Genomic DNA, 16,725 nt, shown 5'->3' with positions numbered 1-16,725 from the left:
CGTCATGACAGGGCGGGAGGGTGCTGCGCCCCCCGGCGCAGCGCCGTGGTCCCGTTGCTCACGTCGGCGATGATGCGGCGGTAGCCCGCCACCAGCGGGTGCTGCGGATACGCGGTGCTGAACAGCTGCTCCCCGGCCAGCGAGGCCATCTCGGGGGCGTACGGCAGGGCCGCGGTGATCCGGGTGCCGAACGCGCCGCCCACCTCGTCGCGCAGCCGCTCCTCGGCCATCCCGGCCGGCACCATGTTCACCGCCACGCTCAGCCGGCCGCAGCCGAGCCGGTCGGCCAGCGACATGGTCTCGGCGGCGCCGGCCATGTCCAGCCGGTCCGCCCGGGTGACCACCACCAGGGCGTCCGAGCTGGCCATCGCGGTCACGGTCTCGTTGTTGAAACCGGCGTGGGTGTCCAGGAGCAGCACGTCCAGGGCGAGCGAGTCGATCAGCCGGTCGAAGCCCTCGCGCAGCAGCCCGACGTCGTAGCCGCGGCCCATGATCTCGTTGATGCCCGCGGCCCGGGCCCGGCTCCGGGCGGGCACCACGAAGAAGCCGTCGTGTCCCGCGTCCGCCTCGGCCGGGTAGGCGGCGTCCTCGATCTCGCAGCGCCCGACCAGGTAGTCGCTGAGGGAGCGCCGTACCGTGCCGAGCGTGTCACCGAACAGCACGTCCAGGGCCGGGGTCTGGATGTCGGTGTCCACCAGGGCGACCCGGCGGCCCGCGGAGGCCAGGAGCACCGCCAGGTTGGCGGCGGTGCTGGACTTGCCGGTGCCGCCCCGGTACGAGTGCACGGTGATGATCTGCGACATGGTGTCCCCCCGGGCTTCCGTCACGAGTCCCGGCGCTGCGGGACCGGCCGGTCGGCGGGTACGGCACCCGCGGTGCGCCGGTGCACGGCCATCATGGTGATGTCGTCCGACTGCTCGGCCGGGCCGACGAACTCGCCCAGCGCACCGTCCATGTGGTCGAGGAGTTCCTCACCGCGCGCCGCGGCCTCGGTGAGCTGTGTGATCAGCTGTTCGTCCCCGAAGAACCGCCCCGAGTCCGACCGTGCCTCGGTCACCCCGTCGGTGTAGATGAAGAGGGTGTCGCCGGGGCTGATCTGTGCGTAGCCGAGCGAGAAGGTGACGTCGGGGATGACGCCCACGGCCGGCCCGGTCGGCTCCAGCAGCACGGGTTCGCTGCCGTCGGGGCTGACCAGGACGGGCGGGTTGTGGCCGCCGTTGATGTACACCAGGTTGCCGGTGACCGGGTCGAGGACGCCGAAGAAGAGGGTGGCGAAGTAGCCCTGCCGGATGTGGTTGCGGGTCAGGTAGTTGTTGGTGCCCACCACGGCGTTCAGCAGCGGGGTGGCGCCGACCACGGGTATCGCCCGGGTCTGCTCCTCCCACACATGGGTCTCGTTGAGCAGGTCGGCGGCGATGAGGCTCTGCAGTCCGCTCTGCTCGGCGGTGTGCCGCAGCAGGCTGCGGATCAGCGCCATGAACAGGGCGGCGCCCACGCCCTTGTCGCAGACGTCGGCGACGACCAGGGCCAGGCGCCGGCGGTTGACCAGTTCGAAGACGTCGTAGAAGTCACCGGCGACCGTCCTGGCCGGCCGGAAGCGCACGTCGATCTCCCAGTCCTCGGGGCTGGGCAGCGCGTCCGGCAGGAAGCCGAGCTGGATCTCCCGGCCGATCTCCAGCTCCCGCTCGTAGCTGAGCAGTTCGGCGTGGGCGGCCACGTCCTCCAGGGTGCGGTCCAGCTCGGCGCGCTCGTGGCAGGTGCGCAGGCGGGCCCGGACCAGTTCCGGGTAGAACGGCGGCACGAGATAGTCCGAGCCCGCCTGGATGTGGCTGCCCAGCAGGTGCAGATCGTGGTCGGCGAACGCCACGACGGTCGGCTGCTGTCCCTCGTCGTCGAGGCGCCGGGCGACCGCCTTCACCGTGGCCGGAGCGAGCCGCGCGGAGACGAGCAGTACATCGGTACGGCCCAGTTCGCCGGGCGCCAGGGCGAGCGTCTCGCCCGGGGTACGGCGGTGGACCTCGGCCTGCAGCGACTCCAGGGCGGCCAGCAACTCGGGCGGCGCGCCACGGTGTTCATCAAGGATCAGCACCTTCGTGTGTGACATCTCGTCTCGTCTATCCGTGTTCGCTGCGGTGGATCGCCAGAATGCTGACGTTGCGGCCCGCCACCAGCTCGTAGTCGAAGGAGTCCACCGCCGTCAGGGCCAGGAACACCCCGAGCCCGCCGACGCTGCGCTCGCCCAGCGGCACCTCCAGATCAGGTGCTTTCATGCCGGTGCGGGGATCGAAGGCCGGGGCGTCGTCGTGGAACCGCACCCACACCCGGTCCGCCTCGACGCCGCCGTCGACACAGATGCCGCCGGACGCCCCGCGATAGCCGTGCATGACGATGTTGGTCGCCAGTTCGTCGGCGGCCAGCCGCAGCCGGTAGGTCTGGCTGTCGCTCAGCCGGCCCTGCCGCCCGAGTTCCAGGACGAACCGGGCGACCAGGTCCAGGGAGTCGAGGTCCGCGGGGATCCGCAGCCCCGACGCGGTCCCGGCGGCGAGCGGCTGACCGGCGCAGCGCGCCTTGCACCTCTCCTGCCCGGCGGTGTGTTTGGCCGACGCGGCCCCGGAGTCGATCGCCATCATCCGCCCCCTCAGGCGTCGATCAGCTCGATGCTGTGGTCGAAGCCCGCCAGCCGGATGGTCCGGCTCACCGGCTCCGTGGCCCCGATCACGGCGATGCGCACCTCGTCGCCCATCTTCTGGCGGGCGAAGACCAGCGAGCGCAGACCCGCGCTGGCCAGGAAGCCGAGGTTTCGGGCGTCTATCTCCAGCCGCACGGCGCCCTGCTCGGCGGCCTGGTCGACCAGGTCGTGGAAGCGGGGCGCGGTGGAGGCGTCGAGTTCGCCCTTGACCTCGATCGTCGCGATGCCCTCGGACACGCTCAGGGTTCCGTCGAACGACATGAGCAGCTCTCCTTCTGTGAAAGGGGTCAGCCGGTGCGCCGGTCCCGGCCGACGAGGATCACCAGCGCGTGCGGGCCGAGGTGGTAGCGGCCCGGATGGTGCAACTCGCTCTCGGCGCCCACCTCGGCGAGACCGTGCGGGGCGGCGAGACCGGTGTCGGCGAACAGATGCCACGCCTGTCCCTCGGGCAGACCGGGCAGCTCCAGGTCGTGCGACTCCCAGTGGGCGTTGATGCCGATGTAGACGTGGTCGTCGGCGACGGCTCCGCCCTTGGCGTGCCGCCCGCACCGCATCAGCCCGACCACCCTGCTGTGCGCGGACCAGTCCGGCCGCCAGGCCCCCACGCCGTGCCAGCTGATGTCGGGGTAGCCGCTGCCGACCCGGTCGGAGCCGACCGGGTGGTCGACCGTGCGCAGCACCGGGTGGGCGTGCCGGAAGGCGATCAGGCGCCGGGTGAACTCCAGCAGTTCGGCGTTGGCCTCGACGAGTCCCCAGTCGAACCAGGAGAGTTCGTTGTCCTGGCAGTAGCCGTTGTTGTTGCCGAGCTGGGTGCGCCCGACCTCGTCCCCGGCCAGGATCATCGGCACGCCCTGGCTGGTGAGGAGGATGCCCAGCATGTTCTTCATCTGGCGCGTCCTGAGGTCGCGGACGTGCGCGGAGGCGCTCGGACCCTCCTCGCCGCAGTTCCAGCTGTGGTTGTCGTTGCCGCCGTCGCGGTTGTCCTCGCCGTTGGCCTCGTTGTGCTTGTCGTTGTACGACACCAGGTCGTTGAGGGTGAATCCGTCGTGCGCGGTGACGAAGTTGACCGACGCCGAGGCGGTACGGCCCCCGTACAGGTCGGGGGAGCCGGCCATGCGGGTGGCCAGCTCGCCGACCAGGCCCGGCTCGCCCTTGATGAACCGGCGCACGCTGTCGCGGTACTTGCCGTTCCACTCCGACCAGCGGCCGTAGTTGGGGAACGCGCCCACCTGGTAGAGGCCGGCCGCGTCCCAGGCCTCGGCGATCAGCTTGGTGTGGCGCAGGATCGGGTCGTGGGCCAGCTGTTCCAGCAGGGGCGGGTTGGGCAGCGGGGTGCCGTCGGGCGCCCGGTCGAGGATGGCCGCGAGATCGAAGCGGAAGCCGTCGATGTGGTACTCGGACACCCAGTAGCGCAGACAGGACAGCACGAAGTCGCGGACCACGGGGTGGTTGCAGTTGACGGTGTTGCCGGTCCCGCTGAAGTTGTAGTACTCGCCCTGGGGCGTGAGCATGTAGTAGGTGGCGTTGTCCAGGCCCCGGAACGAGATGGTCGGGCCGTCCTCGTTGCCCTCGGCGGTGTGGTTGAACACCACGTCGAGCACGACCTCGATGCCGGCCCGGTGCAGCTCCCTGACCAGGGTCTTGAACTCGTCGGCCTGCATCCCGAACCGGCCCGTGGCCGCGTAGCCGGCCTTGGGCGCGAAGAACGAGACGGTGTTGTAGCCCCAGTAGTTGTGCAGCCGCTCGCCGGTCGCCGGGTCGGTGCGCGGGTTGTCCAGCTCGTCGAACTCGAACACCGGGAGCAGCTCGACGCAGTTGACGCCGAGGTCCTTCAGGTAGGGGATCTTCTCCCGCAGGCCCGCGTAGGTGCCGGGGGCGCTCACCCCGGAGGAGGGGTGCCGGGTGAAGCCGCGGACGTGGGTCTCGTAGATGACCAGGTCCTCGGTGGGGATGCCGAGCGGAGTGTCGTCGCCCCAGTCGAAGTCGTCCTCGAGCACGTTGGCGCGGTAGGGGTAGACGTCGTCCCAGTCCGGCTCCCGCCCCCATACGTCCCGGCCGGAGACCAGCCGGGCGTAGGGGTCGCTGAGCACCTTGCCGGCGTCGAACCGGTCACCGGCCTGCGGGTCGAAGGGGCCGTCGGCGCGGAAGCCGTACTCCAGGTTCTCGGCGTCCAGGTCGAAGACGGTCATCGCGTACACGCTGCCGATGCGGAACTCCGGCGGGAACTCCAGTTCGGCGACCGGCCGCGGGGCGCCCTTCTCGAAGAGGACCAGCCGCATCGCGGTGGCCCGGTCGGAGTAGACCGAGAAGTTGACTCCCCCCGGCACCGGATGGGCGCCGTACGGGAAGGGCCGTCCGGCCCGGACCCGGTAGCCGCCGATCCGGCGGGTCGGGAACGCGTCGACGCGCTCGCGTGTCTCCTGGACGGTCATCGGCCCGTGCGTTCCCGTGCGGCGTCCAGGTCGTCCTCGATCTCGAAGAAGTCGAGGAACCCGGTCGCGGACATCACGAACCGGACCTCCTCCGACAGGCCGACCAGGATCACCCCGGTCCGCAGCTGCTGGGCCCTGCGGTGCACGATCAGCAGGGTGCGCAGGCCCGCGCTGGAGACGTAACTGACCCCGCTGAGGTCGATCAGCAGCCGGCTTCCCTCCCCGACGAAGGGCAGCAGCTGGGCCTGGAGCCCGCCGGACGTGGTGGAGTTGATCTCCCCTTCGAGGACGACCACCGTGGTGTCGCCCTCGGTGCGGGAGCTGAGCTTGACGGTCATCCCGTCACCTCCGTACGGGCCACGGGGGCCAGCCGGACCTTGACCTTCACCCGGCCGGACGTCTCGGGCAGGTGCACGAGCAGGCCCTCGGCGTCGAAGCCGGTGTGCGGCTCGCCCTCGATCTCGACGGACTCGATGCGCACGGATCCGCGCGGCAGCAGGTCCGGTGCCACCCGCAGCACCCGGCCCTCGATCAGCGCGGGGTCCGGCTTGAACCAGAAGTCCATGGCGCTGCCCCCCAGCAGCAGGTTGTTGTAGACGGCCGCGAGGTAGCACAGCTCGGCCGAGTGGTACATCGACATCGAGTGGCTGCCCTTGAGCCGCTCGACCCCGAGCAGGTACGGCAGCCCGTTCGCGAGCACGTTGAAGTAGACGGCGCCCTCGTCGTGGTCGAGGAAGAAGGCGTTGTAGAAGGCCTGGGCGTCCCGGGCCTCGCCCTGGAAGTCCGTCCGGCCGGTGATGCCGTGCAGGATGAGGTAGGCGAGGATCGCCTGCTCCTGCTGCCACCACGCCTTGCGGTCGTGCCAGGTGAACCGGTGCCGGTCCTCGCCGTCCGCCCGGACCCGCTCCAGCACGTCGTACCAGCCGCCGCGCTGCCGGTCCGCGCCCCACTCGGGCATGGTCGCGCCGAGGGAGGTGGCCAGCTCCAGATAGCCCTCCTTGGGACGCAGCGAGTGCATCCGCATCAGGTTCCAGGCGATCTTGAGGTTGTGGCCGACGACCGCGCGGTTCTGCTGCCAGCCGTGCGTGGTGTCGTGGGACCAGTCCTTGTGGAATCGTTCCTGCACGAAGGGGCTGTGGTCCGCGTCCGGGAACCGCTCGACGATCGTGTCGAAGGTGTACTCCAGCATGTCGGCGTAGGTCTTCTCACCGGTGGCCAGGTACAGGTTGATCAGGTAGGCCGGTGCGTGGTCGCCGACCGAGTTCCAGTTCTTGCGGGCCCGGTTGGGGCCGAGCGACTCGTGCTCCGGGCTGAGCAGGATCGGGTCGATGTGCGAGTAGTACCCGCCGTGCTCCGGGTCCAGGTAGAACCGGTCGAAGAGCCGGATGGTGGCGTCCGCGTCGGCCTTGATGCGCGGGTCGCCGGTGATCCGGTACGTCTGGATCGGGCCGGCCAGCGCGTAGATCTGCTCGTAGGCGGGCAGCGCGTCGTAGTCGTCGGAGAACTCCGAGGTGAACAGCTTGGTCTCGACGTCCCCGTCGACCTTGAGGCCGTGGTACCAGTACACGACGTTCTCGTCGGCGTCCACGAACCGCATGTGCTCGCGCAGGTACTCGGTGCCCCGCTCGGCGATCTCCAGGTACTCGTCGTCGCCGGTGAGCAGGAACGCCGAGGCCATGCCGTAGACCAGCCGGGAGATGGTGTCCGTCTCCTGGATGTGGCTGGCGGTCTTGTCACCGCTGAGCCGGATCTCGGTGCGGTACTGCGAGAAGTCGATCGGCCCGTCGCCGAACTGGGCCCTGCGGTAGAAGGCGGCGATCTCGCGGATCTGCCGGATCCACCAGCCGGCCTCCTCGAACCGGTGGTCGTCGGTCTGCCGGCCGGTGAAGATCAGCCGCTTGGCCTCGAACCGCAGCCCGTCGGCCCGCGGGTAGAAGATGCCGTACGCCAGGACGTAGCGGCCCTCCTCCAGCAGCGCGTCGATGTGGCCGGAGGCGTCCTGGTAGGGCTCCCCGAGGTTGTGCAGCAGCTCGGCGCCGGGCCCGCCGTCCAGGGAGACCTCGAAGGGCCGGCCGTCGGCGGTGACGAGGGTGAAGACGCGCGCCTCCCGGTCGAATCCGGCGACCCGGCCCGCGATGGTGTCGGAGAACGTGAAGTTGACGGTGTCGGACATGGTCACGCCCCTCGCAGCACGAGTTCGTCGATGATGGTCCTGGCGAACAGATGGCAGTGGTCGCCGGTGCGGGCGGTGACCAGGTCGCCGTCCACGACGACGTCCTGGTCCACGTAGTTGGCGCCCATGTTGCGCACGTCGCCGATGAGGTTGTTGTGGCAGACGACCTTGCGGCCGCGCACGACGTAGGGGATGGACGAGGCCAGCCACATCCCGTGGCAGATGATCCCCTTGACGATCCCGGACCGGGCGAAGGCCCGGCGCAGCAGGTCGGTGGCGGGGGCGAGGCGCTCGATGTCCTCGGTGTAGCGCAGCCGGTCGGCGACCATCCCGGACGGGACGATCAGCGCGCTGTACTCGCGCAGCCGCAGGTCGTCGAGGTCCTCCAGGCTGCGGCTGACGGTCAGCGGGGCCCGGTACTCGTGCCCGCTGAAGGTGATCGAGGCGTTGCCCCACAGCCGGGTCAGGAAGTCGACGCGCGCGCCTTCCTCGGCGAACCGGCGCTGGTAGTAGGCGATCTCGGGCTCGTAGAAGTCGCTCTCGGTCAGTACGGCGATCCGGCGGCCGGTCAGGACGCCGTCGCGGGACGGTGTCTCAGGCATGGTCCGCCCCCTCGGCCGTGCGCAGGTCGACGAGGAACGGCCGGTCGTCCTGGAGCATCCGCTTCACCGCGTCGGTGACCTGGCCGGGCTCGTCCACGCGGACCGCGTCCACGCCGAAGCCCCGCGCGATCTCGACGAAGCCGAGGTCGGGGTGGGACAGGTCGAACGGCGTCGGACGGTCGTGCTCGGGGATGCCGCGCTCGCGCCAGTACTGCTCGATGTTCAGGTCGAGCAGCTTGTAGCTGCGGTTGTTGCAGATGACGAACTTGGCGCCGATACCGTGCCGTACGGCGGTGTAGAGCGCCTGGATCGTGTACATCGAGCCGCCGTCGCCGGTGAAGCCGATCACGGTCTTGCCGGGGTGGGCGAGCTTGATGCCGAGCGCGCCCGGGATGCCGACGCCCAGCGAGCCGCCGCGGGTGGAGAACCAGTGGCCCGGCAGGCGGCCCGGCAGATGGGCGCCCAGCGCGCCCGCCGCGGTCAGCGCCTCGTCGAAGATCATCACGTCCTGCGGCACCCGCTCGGCCAGCTCGCCGAGGAAGGTGTGCAGCAGTGATCCGTCGCCGGCCGGCTGCTCGGCCCGCTGCCGGGTGCGTTCCTCGATGCGGGAGCGCGCCGCGGCCCGGTCCCGCTCGGTCAGCCTGGTCTCCAGCTGGTCCGCGAGGGCGGCCAGCGTGGTCTTGGGATCGGCGACCAGGCCGAGCGTGACGGGGTGGTTCTTGGCTATCTCGTAGCCGTCGAGGTCGATGTGGACGATCCGCGCGTCCTCGCGGAACGGGCTGTGGAGCGCGGGGAACACCTCGGGGAAGACATAGGTGCCGACGATCAGCACGGCGTCGGCCTCCCGCACGATCTCCGTGCTGACCTCGCCGAACATGTGCCCCGTCTGCCCCCGGTACAGCGGGTGGCGGGCGTCCAGGTTGACCTCGGAGTAGTCGACGCCCCACACGTCCGCGCCCAACTGCTCGGCCACCCGGACCAGTTCCGCCTGCCCGCCGGAGGCCGAGACCCCGTCGCCCACCAGGACGACCGGCCTCTCGGCACCGGCGAGCAGCGCGGCCGCCTCCTCCACGAGGGAGGGGACCGGGGCCACCCGGGTGCTGACGAAGGTGGACGGTACGACGGGCTCGGGAGTGACCGCGTCGAGCACGTCCATCGGGAGCGCGACGAAGACCGGCCCGCGCGGCGGAGTCATCGCGATCTTCATGGCCCGCCGCAGCACCCGGAGCACCGAGCCGGGGTCGGTGACGCGGGTGGCGTACTTGGTCACCGGCTCGGCCATGGCGACCAGGTCGGCCGCCATCTGGGCGTCCATCGCCTCGTACTTCACCCCCGCCTCACCGGCGATGACCAGCAGCGGCGAGTGCCCGCGCCTGGCCTGGTACAGCATGCCGACGGCGTTGCCCAGGCCGACTCCGCTGTGCAGCTGCAGCAGGGCGGGACGGCCGGTGGCCCGGGCGTACCCGTCGGCGATGCCCGCGGCGACCGTCTCCTGCAGGGTCAGGATGTACTGGAGGTCGTCGTACTTCTCCAGTTCGTCCAGGAATCCCTGCTCGACCGTTCCTGGATTTCCGAACATAAAAGGAATTCCATCGGCGATGAACTGCTCGATGATCGCCGCTTTGCCCTGCCTGGCCATGTCTTCCTTCTCTCGATGTGACCTCGATCGAAATACCGCCGGAACCGGGCGGAATCACCAGCCGTAGCGGCGCAGCCCGTCCTCCAGGACCTCGACGATCTTCTCGCCCGTCAGGTACGAGTCCGGCGTCGAACGCCCGGTGATGAACGGGTAGTCCACGATCACCGAGGTCTCCTTGCCGAAATTGCCGATGTACCGGCCGTCCGGACCCGTCGCATCGCGCAGGATGTACTCCAGCGGATACGGCGGCGGGCCCATCACGAAGTCGGTGCCGAGGAATCCGGTGCCGGCCTTGTAGTCGTATTCCTTGCAGTGGCCGGTGATGTGCTTGCCGCTGATGATGGAGGCCCGGTCCTCCCAGTCGCGGGCGAAGGCCAGCGCGGTCACGCCGTAGCACTCGGCCGCGATCGGCTTGTCGGCCCGCAGGAAGGCCAGGATGAGCTCGTGGACGCGCTCGTTGTTGCCGAGGTCCACGATCGGTCCGCTGCCGCCGACGAGGAGCAGCGCGTCGTACGCCTCCAGCTCCTGCTCCACGACGGACAGCGCCCGGTGGTAGGCCTCCAGCTTGCGCAGGTAGTCGTCGTCCGAGGTGTAGGGCCGCTCGGGCAGCCAGGCGGAGATGTCGATGGGGTCGTCCAGCCGGTCGGAGTCGTCCAGCCGCCGGGTGAGCCGGGCGACCTCCTCCGAGGTGACCGAGCGGCCGAGCGGCGGGTCGATGTACTCCGGGTCCATCGACGGCGGCAGGGCGTGCGCCCGCTTGCCGGTCGGGGTCGCGAAGTCCACCTGGTAGCCGCGCTGGTCGAAGTGGTGCAGGGGCCCGACGAGTTCCTCGCCCCAGTAGCCGTACTCCGACAGAATCACGAGGATCTTCTTGGCGTTCCTTCTGGCCACGCCTGCTCCTTTGGGTTGGGTGCGGTGGATCAGCGGGCCTCGGGACCGATGATCCAGTTCTCCTCCACGGCGAGGGAGAAGACGTACTTCGGGTCGGCGATCTCGTCCCGGGCCGCCGTGACCCGCTCGCGGAAGTACGCGGAGTTCAGGGCCTCTCGCAGCGCGTCGACGTCGTCGAACCACAGCTGCTCGACGGAGTCGAAGGCCGCCTCGCCGAAGACGTAGGCGCCGTCGACGGTGTGGGCGTGCAGATGGCGGCGCAGCCCGGGGATGTCCCTGACCACGGCCGCGTAGCCGTCCAGGGTCTGCTTGCGGTAGTCGGCCAGATCCAGGCCCGGGCGCCGCTTCAGCAGCACGGTGAGCTTGACCCAGTCCCGGTCGCGACCCTCGCCGGGGCCGGGGACCAGCTCATGGGCGGTGGTGTCGACGACGATGGTCTGCCAGAACGCGGCCCACCTCGGCTCGTCGAGCCGGGCGCCCTGCAGGAACTCCTCCGTCTGCAGCGAGGCCAGCTGCTCCTCGCCGTTCGCCAGCCAGATCTCCGCGATGCCCTGGTGCGGCAGCGCCGGCTCGCCGAGATTGCCGTCGAAATCAATGGTGGTGTCGACCATGTACTTGCGGATCTGGGGAATCTTCGCGGCGTATTCCACCGCGTGTACGCCGACCCAGTAGTCCTGGAATTCCTGTGCCGTCATACCCGGCTTGGGTGCCGCAAGAATGAACTGATGGATCATCGATATCTCCCTCTCCCGACATTCCGCGAACGTGTCATATCCTCATGGCCGCCGGATCTCCCGGACAAATGCGGGACATGGACTTCCTGACGTTTCAGGCGGGTTGCCCGCTCGTTCCGTCCACCGGTGCGGACGAGCGGCGCCATTGGGCGAGCCGGCGCACGGCGGAAAGCGGAATGGGGAGCCATTCCGGCCGGTTCCGGGACTCGTACACCGCCTCGTACACGGCTTTGTCCGCCTCGAAGCAGCGCAGCAGCACCGGGGCGCACCGCGGGTCCTGGCCGCCGCCGTCGGCGTAACCCGTGCAGTAGGCCCGCCGGTTGTGCACCGCCCATGCGGAGGCCCGGCGCGCCATCCGGACGGCACGCGGATCGTGCGGTCCGGAGTCTCCCGGCGGCCGGTCCAGCACCGCGGACAGGGCGTGGTGGGCCGCGTAGTCGAAGGAGCGCAGCATCGCGGCGACATCGCGCAGGGCCGGCTGCGGTCTGCGGCGCTGTTCGGGCGAGCGGCCCGGTTCGCCCTCGAAGTCGACGAGGATCCAGCCCTGTTCGCCGCGCAGCGCCTGTCCCAGGTGCAGATCGCCGTGGATCCGCTGCACGTGCGGCGCCCCGCCCCGCCCGACGATCTCTCTGAGGTCGTCCTGCATGGCCCACAACGCCCGGGCGTACGGCGCCAGTTGCGGCACCGCCCGCAGCCCCTGGGCCAGGCGGTCGGCGAGCAGATCCAGCAGGTCCTCGCTCTCCGGGCGGGTGAGCGGGCGGGAGCCGAGCTGCTCGGCGAGCGCGGTGTGCACCCGGGCGGTGGCCAGCCCCAGGGCGTACGCCTCCGCGGCGAAACCGCCGTGCGGCTCGACCGTCTCGCACTCCCCCGCCATGCAGGCGCGGGCCCGGTCGACGGCGATCGTCCAGCCGTCGCCCCGCGAGCGCACGAACTGCTGCAGCAGGGCGAGCGGGCGGGCGCCCACCGCCGAGGAGGCGGAGGTGCGCACCTGGGCGAGCGGGGCCGCGCTCGGCACCCCGCCGGCCCGCCGCAGCGCGGTGAGCAGCTCCAGCTCCGGGTTGCCGCCGAGCACGGGACGGCGCAGCACCTTCAGCATCGCCCGGTCCGCGAACGCCACCGAGGTGTTCGACTGCTCCGCCGCGCTCGCCACGCCCGGTGACCCGACGGGCAGTTCGACGCCGGGTGCGGGTTCGAAGCACAGCGGGCCCGTGCGGCCGCCGGCCGCGATACGGGCCAGCAGCGCGCCCATCAACTCCGGATCCTGCGTGGCCTCGTAGAGGAACACGCCGGATCCGTCCGGGGCCTCCAGCCGGCCGATCACCGGCTCAGGCGATGGCGGCACCGGGTCCCGGCGTACGCCGATCAGCGCCTGGTACGGCCCGTCCGCACCGGCGTCGAACACCGCGACCAGGAGCGCCGGATCACCCGGCAGCACCACGTCGAGCAGCCGGGTGGTGACGTCCGGCGGGGATCCGGCGCCCTTGCCCGCGTACCAGCGCCGGCCGGGCAGCCAGGCCGGGAGCAGCGCGTCGAGCGCCGCCCGTATCCGCGCGAGGTCCAGGGGCGGGTCGGACAGGGCCGTCATGCGGCACGCATCCGCACCTCGCGGGACGCGGTCGGCCGCATCACGGCAGGACCGGCCTCGGGGTGCGGCGCCGAGGACAGCACGGTGGCCGCGTGGGCCAGCGAGACCATCGTCATGTGGTGGTGCCAGCCGCGGAAGGAGCGGCCCTCGAAGTCCCGTACGCCCAGCCCCTCGCCGATCTCCGCCTGGTCCCGTTCGACCCGGCGGCCGAGCATGGCGGTGCGGAAGACGGTGCCGAGCTGGGACTGGGGAAGGTTCGTCAGCCAGTACTCGCTCGGGGTGCGCCGCGACGAGTCCTGCCAGGCGCCCATCAGCAGCAGTTCCTGCTGGTCCGCCGGGGCGGGCCGGAGGACGCCGGAGGCCGGGCGGCCCAGCAGGACCCGGGTGGCGCCGACCGAGGTCGCCCGCAGGGCGCCCATGGAGTGGTCGAACCACTCCACCGGCATGCACTGCCGGCTCAACTCGGAGACCAGCGCGAACGCGGAGCCGGGCGGATGCGGAACACCCGTCTGGGCGGCCGGTGCCTCCGCCGTGCCGGTGGCCCGGGAGCCGGCGCGCGGTCCGGACCGCACGGCGTGCAGCGCCAGACCCCGGGCCGCCGGGTCGATCCGGACGGCGAACGGCAGCCGGCGCTCCAGCAGCACCGCGCAGATGTCGTACGGGTCGCACTCGCGCAGGTCCATCACCACCGGCCGGTGCGGGATGCCCCAGTCCCGCGCCATCTCGGAGACCGCGTCCACCGCGCACTGCTCCGGCGGGCACGGGCGGACGCCGTCCGGGATCGAGGCACGGCGCCGCAGCGCCGCGTCACCCGTCCAGCTCTCGGGCAGCTCCAGCCGCCACTCGACCGGGCAGGACGCCTGGTCGGCGGCGAGCCAGACGCCCACGGCCCGCTGGCAGTTGACGACGCGTCCGAACTCGGAGACCCACCGCCGCTCCACGCCCACCGAGTGCTCGCCCACCTTGGCGATCACCAGCGGCTGGACCACCCAGGCCCGGGGCTGGAGGCGCAGCAGCAGCCCGGCCAGTTCCCGGCGCACCGGTTCGGCCGCCCACGGGGACTTGGTGATGAACTGATAGAGGCTCTGCTCCACACCGCCGCCCGCACCGTCGGCGATGGCACGCATCGTCTTCTTCCCGGAAACCGAGAGCAGACCCCTCACATAGATTCCGCCCCAGCGCCTCTGGTCACTTCGCGGAATGGATCGGAACGTACGGGAAATGATCTCGGAGACCACTTCCTCGGAAATAGCTGCGGATTCTTCGGAAATCTCGGCGGACCCGTAATTCTGACGTTCGCCGGGCATGGCTCGGCCCTCTCTGGAATACAGAAGTGCAAAAGAGCGTGGGGTGCGCTTTACCGGTGCGGTCCGAGGCCGGCGGGCATCGGGGCCTGTGTGGCCCGGTGCCGCGCCGGCCCCGGCGCGGACCCGCCGGCCTGGGGGACATGACCGGCGGGCGGGGACGGGGCGGGCGGTCGGGGGACCCGCCCTCGTCGTACGGCGGGTCCTACGGCATCAGGGCCAGGACCCGATCGGGGGTGAGCCCGTGGAACAGGGGCTCCCAGTCGGCCGGGGCCGGGCCCGGCTCGTTGTAGATCTCGAACGTCCGGCCGGTGGCCGCGGTGGAGCCCAGCGCCCGGACACAGGCCTCGGCCACCGAGGCGCGCGACACCCAGCCGTCACCGCGGTCGCCCTGCTCCAGCCGGACACCGGCGCCCGGCGTACCGTCGTCGGTCAGCCAGCCGGGCCGGACCACCGTGTAGGGGAGCCCGGAGTCCCGTACCGCCTCCTCGCCGCGCCGCCGCCAGTCGAGCAGCCGCCCGTAGGCGTTCATGGGGTGCTCGCGGCGGGTCACGAAGATCTGGCTGACCAGGACGAGGCGCGGGCGCTCCGGCTGGTCGGCCAGCGCCGCGAGCACGTTGCGGACACCGCCGTACATCGTGGTCTCCGGACTGTCCGGACCGGAGTCCGCGGTGCCCGGCTCCACGCTGAGGACCACGGCGGCCGAGCCGCGCAGCGCGGGCCCCAGCGTGTCCGCGTACCGCACGTCCGCCTGCCGTACCTCGGCCTCGGCGGGTGCGGCGGCGCCGCGCTCCGGGTGCCGGCTGACCACGCGGACCCGTTCCCCCGCCCCGGCCAGCCTGGCGGTCACCAGGGCACCGAGCCGGCCCGCCCCGCCGATCACCGCTATGGGGCCGTGCATGTGCATGATTCCCCTCTCGTGTACCGACCCGCGTCCACCGCCGGGATCACACCCAGCGCAGGACGTCGTCGGCGCTCTTGAGCTCGGTCGCGGCGGGCACCCCCGTCAGGGTCGGCACCCTCAGCCGTGGATAGACGGTGATGCCGCGGAACCGTGACCCCGGCCGCAGCACCGCTCCGTCGCCGATCGCCGTGTGACACTCCAGCCGTGCCGGCCTGCCGCGTTCGGAATGGACCACGGCCATCGGGCCGACGTAGGAGTCGAGGACGTCGGCGTGGGCGCCGATCACCGCGGACTCGCCCACGGCCGAGTTCACCAGCGTGCTTCCTTCGCGGATCTCGGCCCCGTCGCCGACATCCGTGTACTCCAGCCGCACCCCCGGGCCGATCTCGACCTCGTGCCCGATGCGCACACCGGGCCCGATCCGCACCGACCCCTCCTCGATCTTCTGGGCGAGGGTGGTGCCGGTCAGGTCGTCCTTGGTCTGCAGGCTGCTCTCGTGGATCCAGCCGTGCGCTCCGGCCGGCCCGGGCCGCGCCATGAGCCGGTTCATGTGCTCGTAGGCGCCGTCCAGCACCAGCCGCAGGGTGTGCAGATAGTCCGGTACGTTGCCCAGGTCGCCGAGCCTGCCGATGGCGTGGGTGGCGACCGGGTGGCCCTGCCCGGCCAGCCAGGGCAGCAGGTCGCCGCCCCAGTCCAGCCGCTGGTGGGACTGCCGGAACAGGCCGGGCTCGCGGGCCAGCAGGCGCAGCCGCCGGCAGTCCACCAGGTACATCCCCGCGTTGGTGGGCAGGGTCGCCCGCTCGTCCGCGGCCGTCTGCGGGAACAGTTCCCGCAGCCCGGCGAGCGACGGCTTCTCGACGAAGCCCGTCACCAGGCCGCGGGCGTCGGTCCGCATCACGCCGTACTTGCCGGCGATCTCCGCCCCGGTGCGGGCCACGGCGGCCACGGTCACCAGGGCGTCGTACGCGTCGTGCGTCGCCCGCATCGCGGCCAGGTCGAAGTCGAAGAGCGAGTCGACCGGCAGGACCAGGGCCCGCCCCTGCAGGTCCCACTGTTCGAGGTTGTGCAAGGTGGCTCCGGCGGATCCCACGTTGTAGCGGTCCAGGCGCGAACGCGAGTACCTGACCTCGACGCCGTGGTGTTCGCCGTGCCCCAGCAGGAGCTTGATCTGGTTCCGGTTCTCCAGGCCGTGGGCGACCACGAAGAAGCGGCGGATGCCCTGGTCCCGGCAGGCCTCGACGACCCATTCGACGAGCCGCTTCCCGACGAACGGAATGAGCGCCTTGCTGCGAATGTAGTCGGCCGACTTCAACGTGATGGGCTTGGCTCGCTCGCCTCTGCCGCCCGCGAGAATGATTCCGACGGTCTCCGATTGCCGACGAGCGGCCATTTCTCCCCCTAGTGCGTTCGTCGGGCGCTCAGCGCCGGCCGCCGGTCATCCCCATTCCGGATCGTGCGGGCCGACGTGAACCACCCGGGAGGCCGCCTGGACCGAGCTGGTGCCGGCGCTCGCCTGGACGCCGATTCCGACGAAGAGCAGAAGTGCGAGTATCGCGGTGAATCGCTTCGTGGTCGCTTCCATGAAAAGCATTCGTTTCCCCCTGGCAGATGGCTGATAGGCGTTTTCGCCTCCGCTGCTTGAAAGCATGCAGCAGCCAGTGGCCGATTCCGGGCGCTTGTTAGCCTCGACAACACGCAATGCGCAACTAAGAAGGGGGTACAGATGTGCAGAAAAGCGGACAATGAGTCACATACCAACGTGGTCAGGCTGT

Annotated in this window: 16 protein-coding genes; all 16 read right to left on the bottom strand. The window is 70.9% G+C overall.

Annotation, left to right across the window (positions count from 1 at the left end; translation table 11 throughout):
- Positions 1 to 2: 2 nt before the first annotated feature.
- The 16 genes from CRP49_RS14340 to CRP49_RS46825 all read right to left on the bottom strand — a co-directional run bounded on the left by CRP49_RS14340 (position 3) and on the right by CRP49_RS46825 (position 16,535).
- On the bottom strand, positions 3 to 803 hold the full coding sequence (locus tag CRP49_RS14340; protein ID WP_097253710.1) for a MinD/ParA family protein: 801 nt from the start codon (positions 801 to 803) through the stop codon (positions 3 to 5).
- Positions 804 to 823: 20 nt separating this feature from the next.
- Entirely contained in the window at positions 824 to 2,104 is a 1,281-nt protein-coding gene (locus CRP49_RS14335; protein ID WP_097253709.1) for a PP2C family protein-serine/threonine phosphatase, read from the bottom strand.
- Between the two features lie 10 nt (positions 2,105 to 2,114).
- A complete protein-coding gene (locus tag CRP49_RS14330; RefSeq protein WP_097257356.1) occupies positions 2,115 to 2,627 on the bottom strand; it encodes an ATP-binding protein in 513 nt (170 codons plus the stop codon).
- A gap of 11 nt (positions 2,628 to 2,638) precedes the next feature.
- Entirely contained in the window at positions 2,639 to 2,950 is a 312-nt protein-coding gene (locus CRP49_RS14325) for an STAS domain-containing protein (RefSeq protein ID WP_097253708.1), read from the bottom strand.
- Positions 2,951 to 2,976: 26 nt separating this feature from the next.
- Complete coding sequence (glgX, locus tag CRP49_RS14320) at positions 2,977 to 5,121, bottom strand: glycogen debranching protein GlgX (RefSeq protein ID WP_097253707.1); 2,145 nt, start codon at positions 5,119 to 5,121, stop codon at positions 2,977 to 2,979.
- Positions 5,118 to 5,459 (bottom strand): STAS domain-containing protein, encoded by a 342-nt coding sequence (locus CRP49_RS14315; RefSeq protein ID WP_094218851.1) that lies wholly within the window; start codon positions 5,457 to 5,459, stop codon positions 5,118 to 5,120. The genes glgX and CRP49_RS14315 overlap by 4 nt, the downstream gene beginning before the upstream one ends.
- On the bottom strand, positions 5,456 to 7,294 hold the full coding sequence (locus CRP49_RS14310; RefSeq protein WP_097253706.1) for an AGE family epimerase/isomerase: 1,839 nt from the start codon (positions 7,292 to 7,294) through the stop codon (positions 5,456 to 5,458). The genes CRP49_RS14315 and CRP49_RS14310 overlap by 4 nt, the downstream gene beginning before the upstream one ends.
- A 2-nt stretch (positions 7,295 to 7,296) precedes the next feature.
- Complete coding sequence (locus CRP49_RS14305; protein ID WP_094218849.1) at positions 7,297 to 7,896, bottom strand: DJ-1/PfpI family protein; 600 nt, start codon at positions 7,894 to 7,896, stop codon at positions 7,297 to 7,299.
- On the bottom strand, positions 7,889 to 9,535 hold the full coding sequence (locus CRP49_RS14300; RefSeq protein WP_097253705.1) for a thiamine pyrophosphate-binding protein: 1,647 nt from the start codon (positions 9,533 to 9,535) through the stop codon (positions 7,889 to 7,891). Before CRP49_RS14300 ends, CRP49_RS14305 begins: the two co-directional genes overlap by 8 nt.
- A 54-nt stretch (positions 9,536 to 9,589) precedes the next feature.
- Complete coding sequence (locus CRP49_RS14295; protein ID WP_094218847.1) at positions 9,590 to 10,426, bottom strand: type 1 glutamine amidotransferase domain-containing protein; 837 nt, start codon at positions 10,424 to 10,426, stop codon at positions 9,590 to 9,592.
- A 29-nt stretch (positions 10,427 to 10,455) separates the two neighbouring features.
- Entirely contained in the window at positions 10,456 to 11,121 is a 666-nt protein-coding gene (locus tag CRP49_RS14290) for an EthD domain-containing protein (RefSeq protein WP_257033400.1), read from the bottom strand.
- A gap of 133 nt (positions 11,122 to 11,254) precedes the next feature.
- Positions 11,255 to 12,745, bottom strand: coding sequence for a maltokinase (locus CRP49_RS14285; RefSeq protein ID WP_097253703.1), 1,491 nt, complete (start codon positions 12,743 to 12,745; stop codon positions 11,255 to 11,257).
- Positions 12,742 to 14,052: a transposase gene (locus tag CRP49_RS14280; RefSeq protein ID WP_097253702.1), complete on the bottom strand. Its 1,311-nt coding sequence runs from the start codon at positions 14,050 to 14,052 to the stop codon at positions 12,742 to 12,744. The genes CRP49_RS14285 and CRP49_RS14280 overlap by 4 nt, the downstream gene beginning before the upstream one ends.
- A gap of 202 nt (positions 14,053 to 14,254) precedes the next feature.
- Positions 14,255 to 14,950, bottom strand: a complete 696-nt coding sequence (locus tag CRP49_RS14275; RefSeq protein WP_097257355.1) for an SDR family oxidoreductase — start codon at positions 14,948 to 14,950, stop codon at positions 14,255 to 14,257.
- 46 nt (positions 14,951 to 14,996) lie between these two features.
- Positions 14,997 to 16,343, bottom strand: a complete 1,347-nt coding sequence (locus CRP49_RS14270; RefSeq protein WP_097253701.1) for a sugar phosphate nucleotidyltransferase — start codon at positions 16,341 to 16,343, stop codon at positions 14,997 to 14,999.
- A 45-nt stretch (positions 16,344 to 16,388) separates the two neighbouring features.
- Positions 16,389 to 16,535 (bottom strand): hypothetical protein, encoded by a 147-nt coding sequence (locus CRP49_RS46825; protein ID WP_167444252.1) that lies wholly within the window; start codon positions 16,533 to 16,535, stop codon positions 16,389 to 16,391.
- Between the last annotated feature and the right edge of the window lie 190 nt (positions 16,536 to 16,725).

This window comes from Streptomyces sp. Ag109_G2-15, assembly GCF_900215565.1.
Lineage (GTDB): Bacteria > Actinomycetota > Actinomycetes > Streptomycetales > Streptomycetaceae > Streptomyces > Streptomyces diastatochromogenes.
This window is presented reverse-complemented; position numbering and strand designations above follow the sequence as displayed.

Coding starts and splice junctions, on each gene's coding strand:
- CRP49_RS14340 (WP_097253710.1), bottom strand. CDS start 803: ATGTCGCAGATCATCACCGTGCACTCGTACCGGGGCGGCACCGGCAAG.
- CRP49_RS14335 (WP_097253709.1), bottom strand. CDS start 2,104: ATGTCACACACGAAGGTGCTGATCCTTGATGAACACCGTGGCGCGCCG.
- CRP49_RS14330 (WP_097257356.1), bottom strand. CDS start 2,627: ATGGCGATCGACTCCGGGGCCGCGTCGGCCAAACACACCGCCGGGCAG.
- CRP49_RS14325 (WP_097253708.1), bottom strand. CDS start 2,950: ATGTCGTTCGACGGAACCCTGAGCGTGTCCGAGGGCATCGCGACGATC.
- glgX (WP_097253707.1), bottom strand. CDS start 5,121: ATGACCGTCCAGGAGACACGCGAGCGCGTCGACGCGTTCCCGACCCGC.
- CRP49_RS14315 (WP_094218851.1), bottom strand. CDS start 5,459: ATGACCGTCAAGCTCAGCTCCCGCACCGAGGGCGACACCACGGTGGTC.
- CRP49_RS14310 (WP_097253706.1), bottom strand. CDS start 7,294: ATGTCCGACACCGTCAACTTCACGTTCTCCGACACCATCGCGGGCCGG.
- CRP49_RS14305 (WP_094218849.1), bottom strand. CDS start 7,896: ATGCCTGAGACACCGTCCCGCGACGGCGTCCTGACCGGCCGCCGGATC.
- CRP49_RS14300 (WP_097253705.1), bottom strand. CDS start 9,535: ATGGCCAGGCAGGGCAAAGCGGCGATCATCGAGCAGTTCATCGCCGAT.
- CRP49_RS14290 (WP_257033400.1), bottom strand. CDS start 11,121: ATGACGGCACAGGAATTCCAGGACTACTGGGTCGGCGTACACGCGGTG.
- CRP49_RS14285 (WP_097253703.1), bottom strand. CDS start 12,745: ATGACGGCCCTGTCCGACCCGCCCCTGGACCTCGCGCGGATACGGGCG.
- CRP49_RS14280 (WP_097253702.1), bottom strand. CDS start 14,052: ATGCCCGGCGAACGTCAGAATTACGGGTCCGCCGAGATTTCCGAAGAA.
- CRP49_RS14275 (WP_097257355.1), bottom strand. CDS start 14,950: ATGCACGGCCCCATAGCGGTGATCGGCGGGGCGGGCCGGCTCGGTGCC.
- CRP49_RS14270 (WP_097253701.1), bottom strand. CDS start 16,343: ATGGCCGCTCGTCGGCAATCGGAGACCGTCGGAATCATTCTCGCGGGC.
- CRP49_RS46825 (WP_167444252.1), bottom strand. CDS start 16,535: ATGGAAGCGACCACGAAGCGATTCACCGCGATACTCGCACTTCTGCTC.